This window comes from Halomonas sp. ML-15 (genome assembly GCF_014779595.1).
In the GTDB taxonomy this organism is placed as follows: Bacteria; Pseudomonadota; Gammaproteobacteria; order Pseudomonadales; family Halomonadaceae; genus Franzmannia.
Genome location: NZ_JACXZT010000019.1, coordinates 1 through 13999, shown reverse-complemented (window position 1 = coordinate 13999; position 13999 = coordinate 1). Strand labels below are relative to the sequence as shown.

The 13999-nt window shown below is 63.2% G+C and carries 16 protein-coding genes and 2 pseudogenes; 10 read left to right on the top strand and 8 right to left on the bottom strand.

Annotated features, from left to right (window positions below):
• Nucleotides 1-2: 2 nt before the first annotated feature.
• Nucleotides 3-896: a LysR family transcriptional regulator gene (locus IEI94_RS11625; RefSeq protein ID WP_191167482.1), complete on the bottom strand. Its 894-nt coding sequence runs from the start codon at nt 894-896 to the stop codon at nt 3-5.
• A 128-nt stretch (nt 897-1024) separates the two neighbouring features.
• On the opposite strand from IEI94_RS11625, the gene blaOXA reads away from it, so the two are divergent.
• Nucleotides 1025-1822 (top strand): class D beta-lactamase, encoded by a 798-nt coding sequence (blaOXA, locus tag IEI94_RS11620; protein WP_224750106.1) that lies wholly within the window; start codon nt 1025-1027, stop codon nt 1820-1822.
• Nucleotides 1823-1835: 13 nt separating this feature from the next.
• On the opposite strand, the gene IEI94_RS11615 is transcribed toward blaOXA, so the two are convergent.
• The gene (locus IEI94_RS11615) at nt 1836-2438 is read right to left on the bottom strand and encodes a glutathione S-transferase N-terminal domain-containing protein (protein ID WP_191167481.1); all 603 of its coding nucleotides are present in this window, start codon (nt 2436-2438) and stop codon (nt 1836-1838) included.
• A complete protein-coding gene (locus IEI94_RS11610; RefSeq protein ID WP_191167480.1) occupies nt 2438-3643 on the bottom strand; it encodes a YbfB/YjiJ family MFS transporter in 1206 nt (401 codons plus the stop codon). The genes IEI94_RS11615 and IEI94_RS11610 overlap by 1 nt, the downstream gene beginning before the upstream one ends.
• 127 nt (nt 3644-3770) lie before the next feature.
• On the opposite strand from IEI94_RS11610, the gene IEI94_RS11605 reads away from it, so the two are divergent.
• Together IEI94_RS11605 and IEI94_RS11600 are read left to right on the top strand one after the other, a co-directional pair.
• Nucleotides 3771-4670, top strand: coding sequence for a LysR substrate-binding domain-containing protein (locus IEI94_RS11605; RefSeq protein ID WP_191167479.1), 900 nt, complete (start codon nt 3771-3773; stop codon nt 4668-4670).
• A gap of 172 nt (nt 4671-4842) precedes the next feature.
• A complete protein-coding gene (locus IEI94_RS11600) occupies nt 4843-6066 on the top strand; it encodes a DUF1835 domain-containing protein (protein WP_191167478.1) in 1224 nt (407 codons plus the stop codon).
• 50 nt (nt 6067-6116) lie between these two features.
• Here IEI94_RS11600 and bfr read toward each other — a convergent pair whose 3' ends face one another.
• Together bfr and IEI94_RS11590 are read right to left on the bottom strand one after the other, a co-directional pair.
• Nucleotides 6117-6584, bottom strand: coding sequence for a bacterioferritin (gene bfr / locus IEI94_RS11595; protein WP_191167477.1), 468 nt, complete (start codon nt 6582-6584; stop codon nt 6117-6119).
• Between the two features lie 158 nt (nt 6585-6742).
• Nucleotides 6743-7648, bottom strand: coding sequence for a LysR substrate-binding domain-containing protein (locus tag IEI94_RS11590; RefSeq protein WP_191167476.1), 906 nt, complete (start codon nt 7646-7648; stop codon nt 6743-6745).
• Nucleotides 7649-7750: 102 nt separating this feature from the next.
• Between IEI94_RS11590 and IEI94_RS11585 the strand changes: the two genes are divergently transcribed.
• From IEI94_RS11585 to IEI94_RS22965, 4 genes and pseudogenes are all read left to right on the top strand, one after another.
• Nucleotides 7751-8917: a mandelate racemase/muconate lactonizing enzyme family protein gene (locus IEI94_RS11585; protein ID WP_191167475.1), complete on the top strand. Its 1167-nt coding sequence runs from the start codon at nt 7751-7753 to the stop codon at nt 8915-8917.
• 696 nt (nt 8918-9613) lie between these two features.
• The gene (locus IEI94_RS11580) at nt 9614-9916 is read left to right on the top strand and encodes a TM2 domain-containing protein (protein WP_191167474.1); all 303 of its coding nucleotides are present in this window, start codon (nt 9614-9616) and stop codon (nt 9914-9916) included.
• On the top strand, nt 9858-10244 hold the full coding sequence (locus IEI94_RS11575) for a hypothetical protein (RefSeq protein WP_224750105.1): 387 nt from the start codon (nt 9858-9860) through the stop codon (nt 10242-10244). The genes IEI94_RS11580 and IEI94_RS11575 overlap by 59 nt, the downstream gene beginning before the upstream one ends.
• A 72-nt stretch (nt 10245-10316) precedes the next feature.
• A pseudogene (locus IEI94_RS22965) lies at nt 10317-10436 on the top strand (AraC family ligand binding domain-containing protein); the annotation flags it as partial.
• Here the strand turns inward: IEI94_RS22965 and IEI94_RS11570 are convergent.
• The gene (locus IEI94_RS11570) at nt 10437-11393 is read right to left on the bottom strand and encodes a DMT family transporter (protein WP_191167472.1); all 957 of its coding nucleotides are present in this window, start codon (nt 11391-11393) and stop codon (nt 10437-10439) included.
• Between the two features lie 281 nt (nt 11394-11674).
• Between IEI94_RS11570 and IEI94_RS11565 the strand changes: the two genes are divergently transcribed.
• Together IEI94_RS11565 and IEI94_RS11560 are read left to right on the top strand one after the other, a co-directional pair.
• Nucleotides 11675-12220 (top strand): DUF2380 domain-containing protein, encoded by a 546-nt coding sequence (locus tag IEI94_RS11565; RefSeq protein ID WP_191167471.1) that lies wholly within the window; start codon nt 11675-11677, stop codon nt 12218-12220.
• 200 nt (nt 12221-12420) lie between these two features.
• Entirely contained in the window at nt 12421-13023 is a 603-nt protein-coding gene (locus tag IEI94_RS11560) for a hypothetical protein (RefSeq protein WP_191167470.1), read from the top strand.
• Nucleotides 13024-13041: 18 nt separating this feature from the next.
• On the opposite strand, the gene IEI94_RS11555 is transcribed toward IEI94_RS11560, so the two are convergent.
• Nucleotides 13042-13374 carry an antibiotic biosynthesis monooxygenase family protein gene (locus tag IEI94_RS11555; RefSeq protein WP_191167469.1) on the bottom strand — a complete coding sequence of 111 codons (333 nt, stop codon included), beginning with the start codon at nt 13372-13374 and terminating at the stop codon, nt 13042-13044.
• Between the two features lie 155 nt (nt 13375-13529).
• On the opposite strand from IEI94_RS11555, the gene IEI94_RS11550 reads away from it, so the two are divergent.
• On the top strand, nt 13530-13844 hold the full coding sequence (locus tag IEI94_RS11550) for a hypothetical protein (protein ID WP_191167468.1): 315 nt from the start codon (nt 13530-13532) through the stop codon (nt 13842-13844).
• A gap of 46 nt (nt 13845-13890) precedes the next feature.
• Here IEI94_RS11550 and IEI94_RS11545 read toward each other — a convergent pair.
• Nucleotides 13891-13999: pseudogene (locus tag IEI94_RS11545) on the bottom strand (IS5/IS1182 family transposase); the annotation flags it as partial.

The following is a 13999-nucleotide window of genomic DNA, read 5'->3' as shown; positions in this document are numbered from 1 at the left end:
GGTCAGGCAGCCTCCCCATAGGCCTGATCCACGGCACCCTGCAGCCAGTCGCGAAAGGTCATCATGGCCGCGCTGGGGGCGCGGGAGATCTGACGCGTCAGCCAGTAGCGGCCTAGAGAGGTGGTGGTTGCAAAAGGCTGAACGATGCTGCCCGTGGCCAGTTGACGTTCGAACATCCGCGGTGGTGCGAGTGCCACGCCCGCGCCCTGGGTGGCCGCCTCCATCATCGCCAGGGAGGAGTCGAAGGTGATGCCTCTCACCAGTGGGGGTGGACGCGGGATGCCCGCGGCGGCAAACCAACTGGGCCACTCGTTCTCGCGATAGGAGCGCAGCAGCGTGTGCCGCATCAGGTCGTCGGGGGCGCTCAGCGTTGCCGCGACTCTGGGTATGCAGAGAGGCGATAGCGGCGCCTCGAATAGCGGCTCGGCCTCGCAGCCATACCAGGCACCGTCACCGAAACGAATGGCGAAATCCAGCCCCTCGGCGGCCATGTCGACCCGATTGTTGTGGGTCGAGAGGCGGAGGTCGATAAGCGGGTGGCGCGCCTGGAACTCGGCCAGGCGTGGCAGCAGCCAGCCCACCGCAAAGGTACCCACCGCGCCGACCATCATCACCTCCCTGACCTGGCCGCCCTCCAGGCGCTCCAGCATCTCGGCCATGCGGTCGAAGGCATCCCCCAGCACCGGCAGCAGCGCCTCGCCCTCGGCGGTCATCATCAGGCCGCGCGGTAAGCGCCTGAACAGCACCACGCCGAGCCGCTGCTCCAGCAGTTTGACCTGATGGCTGACGGCGGCCTGGGTCACGTTCAGCTCATCGCCCGCGCGGGTGAAGCTGCGCAGGCGGGCGGAAGCCTCGAAGGCGCGCAGGGCATTGAGCGGCAGGTAAGATCTTGTCATAGCCCAAATCCAGTTTATGGCTGGTGCAAGTTAACATAGTTTGTGAAGTCGGATCACAACCTACTAATCTTCCTGTCGGCAGCTGATTGCCTGCTCTTGGATCGAAACGACGACAACGGAATGGAACCATGACCCTAAAATTATTGATGGCCGGCGCCCTGGCGCTGGGCTTGGCTCCGCTAGGCGCGGTGGCCGACACCTGGCAGCAGCGGGACGGCTGGGCAGCACTCTTCGAGGAACATGGCGCCGAGGGCACCTTGCTGGTGGTGGATCAGCGCCAGGATGCCCAAACGACCTGGGTGCATGACGCCGAGCGTGCACGGCAGCGCTTCGTGCCGGCCTCCACCTTCAAGGTGCCCCACACCCTGTTTGCGCTGGATGCCGGTGTGGTGGACGACGAGTTCCAGGTGTTTGCCTGGGATGGTACCGAACGCAGCGCCGCGGCGTGGAACGCCGATCAGGATATTCGCTCTGGCATGCGCAACTCGACGGTGTGGCTCTACCAACAGTTCGCCCGGGAGCTGGGCGAAGCAAGCGAACGCCGCTACCTGGAGGTGATCGATTACGGTAACGCCGAGGTAGGCGACGACCTCGAGAACTTCTGGCTAGACCCTGGCCACCTGGAGATCTCCGCCGAGGAGCAGATCGGCTTCCTGCAGCAGCTCTATCGCAATGAGCTAGCGTTCGATGAGGCCGATCAGCGTCTGGTCAAGGACCTGATGATTGGGGAAGCCGGGCGCGACTGGATCCTGCGCGCCAAGACCGGCTGGTCCGGCGAGCTGGCCTGGTGGGTGGGCTGGGTAGAATGGCCCAGCGGGCCGGTGTTCTTCGCCCTCAACATGGATACCCCCAATCGCATGGACGATATCCCCAAGCGCGATGCCATCGTTCGCGAGGCCCTGCGTGAGATGGAGGCGCTGCCCTAGGGGCTATCCGGCGTCACCCAAACGCCGTCTGGGTGAAGCTCTCGCGACGGACGATCTGGCGGTGCCAGGCCGCCAGCCTGGGGCGGCCATGGGACCACGTCACCTCGGGCAGCCGGAATGTCAGGTAGTCCAGCGCGACGCCGACGGCGATGTCGGCCAGGGTCATGGCCGACATCGCCTGGGCCTCATCGAGCTCCTGCTCCAGCTGGTCCAGGATGCGCTGAAAGGCCCGCAGGCGGCGCTGCCCCAGCTCGCTGTCGTCGGCCTCGCTGCCCTGATGCTTGCGCGCGATCACCGTTGTGAAGGCGGCATCCATCAGCCCTTGGCCGAGGCCGACCCGATGCAGCACCTCGCTCAGGCGTGATGGCGGAATCAGCGGTTCCCCCGGGCCTTGCCCATCGAGATAGAGGGCGATCAGCAGCGATTCGCTCAGCGCCGTGCCGTCCGCCGTGATCAGCGCCGGGATACGCCCGGCGGGGTTGGCGTTCAGCAGTGCGGCATCGTCGGCCCAAGGGTCGCACCAGCGCAGCGTCACCATCTCGGCCAGGCCTTTCTCCATCATCGTGATACGTGCCATGCGGGCATAGGGCGAGGTCGCATTGAGAAAGAGTTGCATCAGTGTCTCCTGGGTGGGGGGGAAAGCGTGTCGTGGCGCGGCTGCAGACCACGGCTGAGGAGTACCAGAACCAAGCCGCCAGCCAGCAGTACGCTGCCGATGGCGAAGAGTGGCGTATAGCTGCCCCACTCATCATAGAGCGCGGACATGCCATAGCCCGAGGCCGCCTGTGCCGCCGCGAACGCGGCGGTGGCACGTCCCCAGAGTCGCTTGTGAGCCGCCGGGCCAACCAGCTCGGCGAGCCGGCCGGAGGTCAAGGCCACGATGCCGGGGATCATGGCGCCGACCACGAAGGAAGAGACCGAGCGGCTGAGCAGATCCAGCGACAGTAGCGGCAGGGCAACCGCGACGGCCTTGGCCAGGAACGCCAGGGCCAACCCAAGGTGCCAGCCTAGCCGCCGGGCGACGGCGCTGGCCAGCAGCGGGCCGCACACCGCCCCCACTCCGAACAGGCCCCACTGCAGGGCGGCGGGGGAGTGGCCCAGGGCGTTCTCCCTGGCCAGATAATCGACCCAGAACACCGTATGCGGCACGAAACCCGCGCCATCCAGAGCATAGGCGCCGATCACCAGCAGTACGGCGATGCCTACTCCTGCGTGTACCTGGGGTGCGACGCCTCCTTCGGGCAACGCAGGCGCAGGTATCGCCAGGCGTGCCAGGCCGCGGTCGCCGAGCAGCCCCGCTACCAGGCTCAGCACGCCAAGGGTCATCCAGGTCGCCATCAGGCTGGTCTCGAGCAGCAGCGGCACTACCCAGGCCGAGAGCAGCGCCCCCAGACCGATGCCGGCAAATACCAGGGCACCGACATGGGCGCGGCGGGCGAGCGGCGTGGCCGTCAGTGCCAGGGACGGGCCGACCACCATTAGGATCGCCCCGGCGATGCCGGAGACCAGCCGCCAGACGAAGAACCAGGCAAAGCTGGCAGGCCATGCACAGAGCAGAAAGCTCAGGGCGATGGTCGCAAAACAGATACCGAGAAGCGCCCGCGGCGAGTAGCGTTCGGACAGGACATGACCGGAGAGTGCGCCGATCAGGTAGCCGAGCAGGTTGGCTGCGCCGAGATAGGCCGCATCACTGGCGCTGAACCACTGCGCCTCGATCAGCGCCGGCAGGAGCGGGGTGTAGGCAAAGCGAGCGAGGCCGATCCCGGCGAGGGTGGCCATGACGCCCGTGAGCAGGGCGGAAATATCTCGCCTATCGATCATGCAGGGGAGTCCTGAGTCAAAAGCACTGCTGCACAGCCTACATGACGGCTGTTAATCATGAATAATGATTTACTGTGATATAGACTATCTGATTATGTGATTTATAGAGCTTGGCAGGAGGCGCCGCATGCAGCTCAAGTCTCTGCGTCTGTTGATGGGGGTGGCGGAAACCGGCAGTTTCATTGCCACCGCTCAGCGGCTTCATACGGTGCAGTCCAACGTTACGGCACATATCAAGAAGCTCGAAGATGAGCTGGGTGTGCAGCTCGTGCATCGTAGCGGGCAAGTCCGGCTGACCACGGCCGGGATGGCCCTGGCAGAGTATGCCGAGCGCATACTGAGCGCCCACGATGAGGCGATATCACTGTTCAAGGGCGACAAGGTGGCTGGCAGCCGGCTACGCATTGGCGCCATGGAAACCACCACGGCGTTGCGCCTGCCGCCCATCCTGGCCGCCTTCCATGGCGCCTATCCTGAGGTCGATCTTCAATTGCACACGGGCCCAACGGCCTCGCTGGTCGAGCGGCTGACGGATGGCCTGGTCGACTGCGCATTCGTGGCGGGACGTTTCGATCACCCTCACTACCACCTCGAGAAGGTGTTCAGCGAAGAGCTGGTGCTGGTGAGCGCTAGCCCCATGGTGGTCATGCCCGCCACCGAAGAGTTGTTGACCGCGACCTTTCTCGCCTTCCGCCAGGGCTGCAGCTATCGCCAACGTATCGAGCTGCTGCTGTCTTTCTGTGGCGTCAGCGCGGCCAGGATCTTCGACCTTGGCTCGCTGGACGCCATGCTCGGGTGCGTCGCCGCCGGCATGGGTTACACCGTGCTGCCGAGGTCCACGGTGGAGGCCCATCGGCACCGCTTCGGGATTCACTGCCTGGCACTGCCAGCCCCCATCGCCCAGGTCGATACCTACTTCGCTGCCGCCCAGCCGGCCACCTGGACACCGGCACTGACGCGCTTCGTCGACACCCTACGTCAAGTGTCGGCTACCGATAGCCGACGTCCAGATGCGGCTGGCGTATAGCGCCGCGCCGCATATCCTTCCGCCATTGACACCTTGCACTATCCGCGCGAGCCTAAGGGCTGCGCCGCAAGGCGTCCCCGTCCGCGGAAAGGGCTGCGCCCAACGCTTCATATTGATCAACCCATACGACTCCCGGCCTGTCCGGCGGACGCAGGCATATGGAGGGATTCGTATGACCTCACTTCCCCGACCGGATGCCCGGTCCCATGGCCGCTTCAATCTCGAGCAGCAGCGCAAGCGCGCCAAGGAACTACTCAAGGCCGCGCGTGGCGATGAGCCGGCTGCACTGGCGCGCTTCCTGCAATACGTACCGCCGCGCGAGACGCCCCTGGCGCTCGCCGACGCCCAGTTCGTCATCGCCCGCGAATGCGGTTTTCCCAGTTGGCCTCGGCTCAAGGCGCATACCGAGTCACTGGATATATCGCGGCGGCTGGTGGCCGAGCGGGGCGACCGCGACCTGGCGACCCTGCATATCCGCTGTGGTTCGGATATCGAGCACGGCCTGCGCATGGCCGGCTTCGAGGGCGACTTCCTGGAGTTCTCCGACCCCTTCTGCCTGGGCCCGCTGCGTGATCTACCGTCGGATGAGCTGATACGGCTTAGAGCACGCTTCCTGGTCGGGCTTTCCGGCATGGCCGAGGGCGATATCCTGGCGCGTCTTGCCAAGAGCTACACGCTGTTGGACGAACTGGCGCGCTACGCGCGGATCGTGCTGTGGTTCGAGCACGACAGTTACGATCAGCTGCTCCTCGCCTATCTGTTGCATCGCCTACGGCAGCACCCGCCAAGCGCCAAGATCGAGCTGGTGGCAGTGGCGTCGATACCCGGCGTTGAGCGCTTCATCGGCATCGGTCAGCTCGCGCCGGACCTGCTCGCCTGGCTATGGCGGCAGCGTCGGCCGGTGGGTGCTCCGCTGCTCGAACTGGGCACTCGCGCATGGCGGGCGCTTACCGCCGATAACCCCCGCCCCCTGGAAGACCTGGTCGCCACCGGTACGCCGGCCTTGCCGATGATGGGCAGGGCGCTCGAGCGCCATCTGCAGGAACTGCCAGAGGAGGATACCGGCCTCGGTCTGACGGAAAAGCTGACCCTCAGGATCGTACGCGACCACGGCCCCTTGCCGGTGGGCAGGGCCTTCGCGCTGCTGATGCGTGAATACGAGCCCTTGCCCTATCTGGGCGACCTGATGTTCTGGTGGCTGCTGCAGCCGCTGATGGCCGAGCCGCGGCCGCTACTCGAGATCAGCGATACCCATGAAGAGTGGCCGCACCGCCAGCTTGCGCTCACGGCGTTGGGGCAGGCCGTGCTCGAGGGGCAGCACCACTGGTTGGATCATGCAAGCGGCGAGCGGTGGGTGGGCGGGGTGCGTATTCGCCCACAAGGAGGGGGTAGCTGAGCCCTGCAGCCCGCCAGTATATTGCGAGGGCGCCCGCCGGGCGCCCTGGCTTACATCTGCGCTTGCAGGTAGTTCTCTCTGCCCAGCATCTTGATCAGCCGCAGCTGCTGCTCGAGCCAGTAGGCGTGGTCCTCTTCGGTGTCGGCCAGCAGCCCTAGCAGCACGCTGCGGGTCTGGAAGTCGCTCTCTTTCTCGCACAGCGCGATGGCGTCCTTGAGGGCGTCGCCCACCTCGTACTCGAGCTGCAGGTCGTTATCGAGCATCTCCTCCACGTCCTGACCCACGCGTACCGGGGTACGGGTATGCATGTCGGGCTTGCCCTCCAGGAACAGGATCCGTTCGATCAGCTGCTTGGCGTGGCCCTTTTCATCGTCGAACTCATGGGCGATGCGCTCATAGAGCTTGGTGAAGCCCCAGTCGGCATACATCTCGGAGTGGATGAAATACTGGTCCATGGCGGCGAGCTCCGCCGCGAGCAGGCCGTTCAAGGCGTCGATAATGTTCTGGTTGCCTTTCATGGAGTTACCTTTATTAGCGCTAAGTATAGGTAGTGCATCCTAGAGGGAAATGCAGTGGTGGTCAATTTTTTCCTTTAAATTCAGTGCCTTGATAGTAATTTCGCGTGCGATTTGCATTCGGTTTCCAGTGCGCGTGCACTCTTCTTGACCGCATAAACCTAATTTGTCGCACTGGTTTGCTGGGTCGTCACGGCTTGCCAGAGCGCCTCCGCGGCTTTGCCGCTGAGTTCCCGCTCGCGGTAGAGTTTGATGGCAACCGGGACGCTCCATTCCTTGCCGCCTGCCGGTAGCAGCCTTCTCGCCTCCAGGTCGTCCTCCACCAGGGTGCGTGGCAACCAGGCGACGCCTCTGCCATCCAGCGCCATGGTGCGCAGCACCGAGGCGGCATGGGCAGTGAACACCGTGGGCGCGGCTGCCAGGCGCCGGTCGAATACCGAGCGGATAATGCGCCCGAGGCCTGACTCCTCGCTGTAGTGCAGCAGCGGCACGCTGGCCTCGGCGCCCAGTATGTGGCGGGCGTCGCCCTGCTCGTTGGGGGAACAGACGGGTATCAGCTCATCGTCGCCGACCTGAATGGCGAGATAGGTGTCCGCATCCAGCGCGCCCGGCGCCTGGGCGTGGGCATGGCTCAACACGAACTGCGCCTTGCCCTCCTGCATCAACGTCTCGCAGCGCTGCAGCACATCCGACATCAGCTGCACCGACTCGAGCGCGGCCGTGGCTTCCAGGCCGCGCAGCCAGCGTGGCAGGAAGGTGAAGGAGAGAGCGTGGGTGGAGGCCAGGCGCAGCGTCACCGAGCTGGCGTCGGCCAGCCGTTTGGCATCTCCCGGCACCCGGGAGACCCGCGCCAGAAGATCCTGTGCCACCTCGAGAAACCACTCGCCCACCTCCGTCAACCGGGCGGGCTGGGTGCTTCTGTCGAATAGCTCGGCGCCGACCCACGCCTCCAGCGCCCGGATACGTCGGCTGAACGCAGGCTGCGAGCTGTGCCGCTCCTCCGCCGCGCGAGAGAAGTTGCCGGTCGGCGCCAGGGCCAGAAAGTCTTCGAGCCAGATCAGGTTCACGGCCGGTTCGTCCCGTGCATGACATCAGTGAAATTGAGCATTGGCCGCCAGCCCCGCGTTGAGTCGATCATGGCCTGACGCCGTTACCCTTGGAGACCCAGTATGAAGATCGTCGAGATTCGCGAGAAGACCCTGCCTATCAGTTCCTCCATCCGCAATGCCTACATCGACTTCAGCAAGATGACGCTGAGCCTGGTGGCCGTCATCGCCGATGTGGTGCGCGACGGCAAGCCGGTGGTGGGCTACGGCTTCAACTCCAACGGGCGCTACGGCCAGGGCACCCTGATGCGCGAGCGCTTCATCCCCCGGGTGATGGAAGCCAACCCGGAGGATCTGCTCGACGCTAGTGGCAACAATCTCGATCCGCACAAGATCTGGGATGCCATGTACATCAACGAGAAGCCAGGCGGGCACGGCGAACGCTCGGTTGCCATGGGCACCATCGACATGGCGGTATGGGACGCCGTGGCCAAGATCGAAGAAAAACCGCTGTTCCAACTGCTGGCCGAACGCTATGGCAGCGGCCGGCCCGATCCCAAGGTCTTCGTCTACGCGGCCGGCGGCTACTACTACCCCGGTCAGGATTACCGCAAGCTGCAGGATGAGATGCGCAGCTACATCGACCGCGGGTACAACGTGGTCAAGAAGAAGATCGGCGGCGCCTCCCTGGAGGAGGACCTGCGCCGCATCGACGCCATCATGGAGGTGCTGCAGGACGGCCAGAAGCTGTGCGTGGATGCCAACGGCCGCTTCGACCTGGAGACCGCGATCGCCTACGCCAAGGCGCTCTCGCAGTACGATCTGTTCTGGTACGAAGAGCCCGGCGACCCGCTCGACTTCGAGCTGCAGGCGACCCTGCGCAGCTTCTACGCCAACCCCATGGCGACCGGCGAGAACCTCTTCTCGATGCAGGACGCGCGCAACCTGATCCGCTACGGCGGCATGCGCCCCGACCGCGACTGGCTGCAGTTCGACTGTGCGTTGAGCTACGGCCTGGTCGAGTACCTGCGCACCCTCGATATGCTCAAGGAGCACGGCTGGTCGGCGAGCCGCTGCATTCCCCACGGTGGCCACCAGATGTCGCTCAATATCGCCGCCGGCCTGGGCCTCGGCGGCAACGAGTCCTACCCCGACCTGTTCCAGCCCTTCGGCGGCTTCCCCGATGGCGTACGCGTGGAGAACGGCTTCGTGACCATGCCCGAACTTCCGGGTATCGGCTTCGAGGGCAAGGCCGATCTGTATCGCGTCATGCAGGATCTATCGGCCTGACCGCAGCTCTAGCCTCACCGCCAGCTCGCCCTCAGGGCGAGCTGCACTGCCACATCACTCCGCGTCCGACGGTACGGCCGCCGGGTCCATCCAGAAGGGCTCTCATACATGGCCGTCGGGGTCTGCCAATGCGCGGCTATACATGAAACCGTGCTCCTGCGCGGCGTTGATATCTGCGATGCCGCCGTTGGCGGCGGCAGCCTCGCACATGGCAGCGACTGCTGTACGGCTCGCGCACGAGACGGCCAGCATGACCTCGCTGGCGTCGGTCGTCGGGATCGGTCGCTCACACCTGCCAGTCGATTGGAGCATCGCGATTTCGACAGGGCACGCCATGCCGAACACACCTGTGACTATCGATAAGAGGCGTAGACTCAATGGCAGGTGCCAGCGTGGCTGAGGGCCACGATTCCCAGCGCTACCGGCACACATGGGTTGCGATTGACGCCTATGTCGCTTTATCTCCATCGGCTAACAGTATATGTGGTTACCACTCTTGGTAAGTAGTCCTTAAGAGTTCGTCTTTCCTGGAAGGTGGACTCATGACACCTGTGATGTAGGCTGATATACTAATATCCTTGCATGGATGCAATAGGGCTGCCCACTCTCTCCTTAGCATTCAGTTACAACCCTGAGAACGCCCTTGGCGCGTGAAAGCAGCCGGACGTTCTCGTTTTTATTAGACAAGGATGTTGGATGAACGAGACAAAACGAAAGAACCGACTCATCGCCCTGACGCTCGCCATGTTTCTCGGCTTTTTTGGCATTGATCGGTTCTACCTGGGTAAGTGGAAAACGGGAATTCTAAAAGGGGTAACGTTTGGAGGGCTGCTGTTCTGGTGGTTCATCGACGGCGCGCTTCTGCTCTTGGATGCTTTTTTTCATTCTCTGGGGAAGGAGAAGGGCATTATCAAGGATGCAGCAGGAAATGAGCTGAAGTATGGGCTCTCAATGTATAAATTCAAGAACGGTCGCTTCGAGCGCGACTGGTTCAAGTGAAGTAACCCGGCAGACGCACGCCGAAGTGGCTGACAAGGTGATGAGCCAGGAGATGATGCTGATATCTTTCGGCATGCTTTTCCTGGCTTTTCTTCTGGTAGTAACATTGCGTAGTCATTGGTTGCTCTGGCCTTATGTTGCCTTTCTTTTGTTCGAGATTGTTGGAGTGGTCGATTTTGTTGTTCTCGACGATGAAATATTTGGCTTGGCAATAAATGAAATTGGGTCTTCTTATAAATATTCCACCTACGTTTATTTTGCGTCACTGTTGTTTTTCCTGTTGTTTACATTTTATTTTGTTGCAAGGCATAGAGCTCCTCGGCAGTAAAGATATAGCCATGGCTTCCTTGCGCCTTACCCGCGGAGCCTCTCGAAGGCAGAGCCACCACTTTCCGCAATAATGTCCAAGCCGGTGCTCTGGGCGGGGCTAAGCGACTTCAGCTACGACCTCCATGCCCACGAGGAGTACACTTTAGGTGTGACCCTTGCAGGGCAGCAGGATTTCTTCAGCAACGGGGAGTTAGTCGATTGGAGCATCGCGATTTCGATCGGGCACGCCATCGGCCTCGGCGATCACCCGCTGCGGGTCCGGGGCGCCGTCGGCCACCTTGCGGCGCTGGCGCAGCAGGTCCAGCAGGCCACTACCCAGCAGGGCGAAAAGGATCAGGCCGCCGCCGACGAAGGCCAGAGATGGTGGCACCTCGCCGACCCACCACCATACCAGCAGGGTCCCCACCAGGGTCTCCAGCAGCATTACCAGACTGACCTCAGCCCCGGGCAGGTAGCGGGGCCCAGTCTGGATCAGGTAGTAGGCCGCAGGCAGGAACACCAGTCCCATCAGTAACAGGCGCAGTAGGTCCGCCGGGGGCGGCAGCTGCATGCCGCCCAGGGCCAGGGCTGGCAGCAGCATCACCACGCAGCCAAGGGGCAGGATCACGGTGGTATCCACGCCGGGCTGGGCGCTGGCCACGGTCATGTTGACGGCGATCGATAGCGGAATCGCCAACGCCACCACGAGCCCCAGGAGCGAGCCTTGCCCCACCTCGCCGGCGGCCATCAGCCCCGCCCCCAGCACGCAGAGCAGGATCACTACCCAAGTCTGGGCCCTAAGGCGCTGACGAAACAGCAGCAGGCCCAGCAGCCCCGCTACCAGGGGAGCCAGGTTCTGGATCACCAGCACGTTACCGGCGGCGGTCAGGCGCACCGCCGCCACGAAGCCCCAGGCACTGCCGGCGAAGGCCAGTGGACACCACAGGGCTGCCGGGCCGCAGGCGCGCAGGGCCCCGGGCAGCCCGCGCCCATAGCGGGCCAGGGCAACGGCGCCCAGTACCGCGCCCAGCAGCAGCGCCCGCCAGAACATGAAGACCTCTACCGGGACCTGAGTGTCCTTGACGAAAAGGGCGTCCGGGGAGAGCAGCAAAACTCCTGCTCCGGTGATCAGATAGCCGCGGGCACGCCTCGGGATTCCTTGCCACATGAGGCCTCTCCTTGAATAGCGGTTCCGCTAGTCTCGGCGGTTACCAGAAAAGCGGAGGTCGGGAAACGTACCCCGCCTGCCTGGTTACGACGCGTCGACGTGTGGTCCGCTCTCAAGCAGCTCGAGGAGGATCTGGGGTTCATCATCAACTCAGTGATGGCCTTACAGGCAATCATGCACTAAGACTAAAACGAACCTTCTCCATCGGGGCGGGCCACGTCAGCACAAGGCCCGGCTTGCTCGCCAGGCGCATGTTGCAAAGGTTCCACTCGGGAGGCGTCATGGCCCCACATAACGGTTATCGCTGGACGGCTCGCGGACGGTCTCTCCTGCTGCTGGCCTGCACGCTGGTAATGGCATCGATGGTGTTGGCTGATACCGGAAAATCGACGCTGGCCCTGGCTCACTTCGATTTCCGGGACACCTCTGGCGAACTCCACGATCAAAGCGCCGAGCACGAGGCGCGACTGACGTCGCTCAATGAGCTGTTGTACGCTGGTCTTGCCGGAAACCCCGAGATCACGCTAGTCGAGCTGAGCTGCGAGATGGAGCGCTGTACGCACCGCAGCCCAGGCCTGGCCGTTCTTGCCGGGCAGGCCCAGGCCGCTGGCGCGCAATATCTCCTTGTCGGCGAGATTCACAAGGTGAGTACGCTGATTGGAAGGGGAAGGCTGGCGGTGCTGGATCTGGATGACAACAACACATTTGCCTGCGAGCAGCTCTTGTCGTATCGAGGTGATAGCGACGAAGCATGGCAACGCATGGCGCAGTACACCTTGCGCCTTATTGAGGAGAGTTGCCTTCCTCTGCTTGGCGCGCCGCGTTGATTACTTGATGCTGCCTGGTAGTCATCGACATCAATAGAGAAAGCCATGTGCCCGCCGCCTTGCGCGCCTTCATCTTCATCAACCTGTGGGCATTCAGGCAGGCATGCGTATGGCTCAGGTTGCCCGCTCGTGACAAGTGAGACTTGACCGCGACAAGGCCAGCGACGAGGCTTGGCCTATCGCACTCCGAGGTGAACGCCATGTCCCGATGCTCTCTCGCTCTGTTGCCTGCACTGCTCGTTGCTGTTTCGGCGCTGGCAACTGAGCAGCACCAACATCAGCATCACTCCCCCTACGCCGGCTTCGAGGAGCGTGAGATCAAGACGCTGTCGCAGGACGATATCGATGAGCTGCGCCGCGGTGGCGGCTGGGGGCTGGCGCTGCCGGCCGAGCTGAACGGCGTGCCGGGGCCGGCACATCTGCTCGAACTGCGCGACGAGATTCCCCTCGAGGATGACCAGGTGGCGGCAATCGAAGCGCTCTCCGAGCGCATGCGCGAGGCCGCGATTCCCGCCGGTGAACGGCTGATCGAGGCCGAACGCGCTATCGAGCATGGCTTTGCAGAACGCAGCCTGGACGAGGAAGGTCTACGCCAGCGGCTCGCCGAAGCCGAAGAGGCGCGGGCCGAACTGCGTTTCGTGCACTTGGCCACCCATCTCGACACGCTGCCGATTCTCGATGACGATCAGGTGGCGCGATATAACCAACTGCGGGGCTACAGCAATAACCAGGATGATCCCTGCGACAGCGTGCCCGAGGGCCACGACCCCGAGCGCTATCGCCAGCACATGGGCTGCGATTGACGCTCGTCTCGCTTCAGCTTAAGCACCGCTCTCATTGCCGATCGTCTGAATCACCTCGAAGCCCTCGAACTTCGGCGGCCCCAGGTAGAGCCCCTCGCGACGGCTTTGCCCGGCATTGGCGTGGGCGGCGCGGAACGCCTCGGAGTGCGTCCAGGCCTCGAAATCCTCGCGGGATGTCCAGATGGTGTGGGAGGCGTAGAGGACATGATCCTCCTCCTCGGGGCCGCGCAGCATATGGAACTCGACGAAACCGGGCAGGCCCTGCAGATGGGACTCCCGCTCCAGCCAGATCTGTTCGAACTCCTTCACTCGCTCGGGATTTACCCGAAAACGGTTCATGGCGATAAACACGGTGTGGCTCCTCGTGATGTGGTTCATATGCTCGTCGAGTGACGATGCCAGCTTACCCCACGGGGGACAAGGTGGCGTATGGTGGTGGGGGCACTTGCTGCCGTTGGCATCAGGCGAGCCCAAATAACGATAATGACAACGCCGGGGCACATACCATGATTCAGCGACTTCTCGTTCTGCTGGCCGCGCTCGCACTATCGAGCGCGGCCTTCGCCAACCTGCCACCCATCGACGCTACTCAATCCGGCGACAGCGCCACCCTCAGCCCTCATGCTCAGCTTATGACCGCGCTGGAAACCACCGGCGACCATGCTCTGAGTGAACCCTGTGAACCTCACGCTGAGTTGGATGGGCTGCTGTTGGCACAGGGCTGCTGCCGTGTGTGCCGCACCGGCAAGGCCTGCGGAAACTCCTGCATCAACCGCAACTACACCTGTCGACAGCCGCCGGGCTGTGCGTGCAATGGGTAGCTAGCGCTCGAAACCCTGCTATCCCATTCGCTGGGAGCTACTCTCTCTAGGTTTTGTACGAAAAGTCGGCACGTAGGCAACGATCTATGCAAGCCAGGCATACCATGGCGCGAAAGCTGCGGGCCAGCTTGTCATAGCGCGTGGCGATTCGCCGT

What these genes read in the sequence shown, in the direction of transcription:
- IEI94_RS11570 (WP_191167472.1), bottom strand. Translation starts at nt 11,393, where the DNA reads ATGTGGCAAGGAATCCCGAGGCGTGCCCGCGGCTATCTGATCACCGGA.
- IEI94_RS11605 (WP_191167479.1), top strand. Translation starts at nt 3,771, where the DNA reads ATGCAGCTCAAGTCTCTGCGTCTGTTGATGGGGGTGGCGGAAACCGGC.
- IEI94_RS11585 (WP_191167475.1), top strand. Translation starts at nt 7,751, where the DNA reads ATGAAGATCGTCGAGATTCGCGAGAAGACCCTGCCTATCAGTTCCTCC.
- IEI94_RS11560 (WP_191167470.1), top strand. Translation starts at nt 12,421, where the DNA reads ATGTCCCGATGCTCTCTCGCTCTGTTGCCTGCACTGCTCGTTGCTGTT.
- bfr (WP_191167477.1), bottom strand. Translation starts at nt 6,584, where the DNA reads ATGAAAGGCAACCAGAACATTATCGACGCCTTGAACGGCCTGCTCGCG.
- IEI94_RS11580 (WP_191167474.1), top strand. Translation starts at nt 9,614, where the DNA reads ATGAACGAGACAAAACGAAAGAACCGACTCATCGCCCTGACGCTCGCC.
- IEI94_RS11615 (WP_191167481.1), bottom strand. Translation starts at nt 2,438, where the DNA reads ATGCAACTCTTTCTCAATGCGACCTCGCCCTATGCCCGCATGGCACGT.
- IEI94_RS11610 (WP_191167480.1), bottom strand. Translation starts at nt 3,643, where the DNA reads ATGATCGATAGGCGAGATATTTCCGCCCTGCTCACGGGCGTCATGGCC.
- IEI94_RS11575 (WP_224750105.1), top strand. Translation starts at nt 9,858, where the DNA reads ATGGGCTCTCAATGTATAAATTCAAGAACGGTCGCTTCGAGCGCGACT.
- IEI94_RS11600 (WP_191167478.1), top strand. Translation starts at nt 4,843, where the DNA reads ATGACCTCACTTCCCCGACCGGATGCCCGGTCCCATGGCCGCTTCAAT.
- IEI94_RS11565 (WP_191167471.1), top strand. Translation starts at nt 11,675, where the DNA reads ATGGCCCCACATAACGGTTATCGCTGGACGGCTCGCGGACGGTCTCTC.
- IEI94_RS11550 (WP_191167468.1), top strand. Translation starts at nt 13,530, where the DNA reads ATGATTCAGCGACTTCTCGTTCTGCTGGCCGCGCTCGCACTATCGAGC.
- blaOXA (WP_224750106.1), top strand. Translation starts at nt 1,025, where the DNA reads ATGACCCTAAAATTATTGATGGCCGGCGCCCTGGCGCTGGGCTTGGCT.
- IEI94_RS11625 (WP_191167482.1), bottom strand. Translation starts at nt 896, where the DNA reads ATGACAAGATCTTACCTGCCGCTCAATGCCCTGCGCGCCTTCGAGGCT.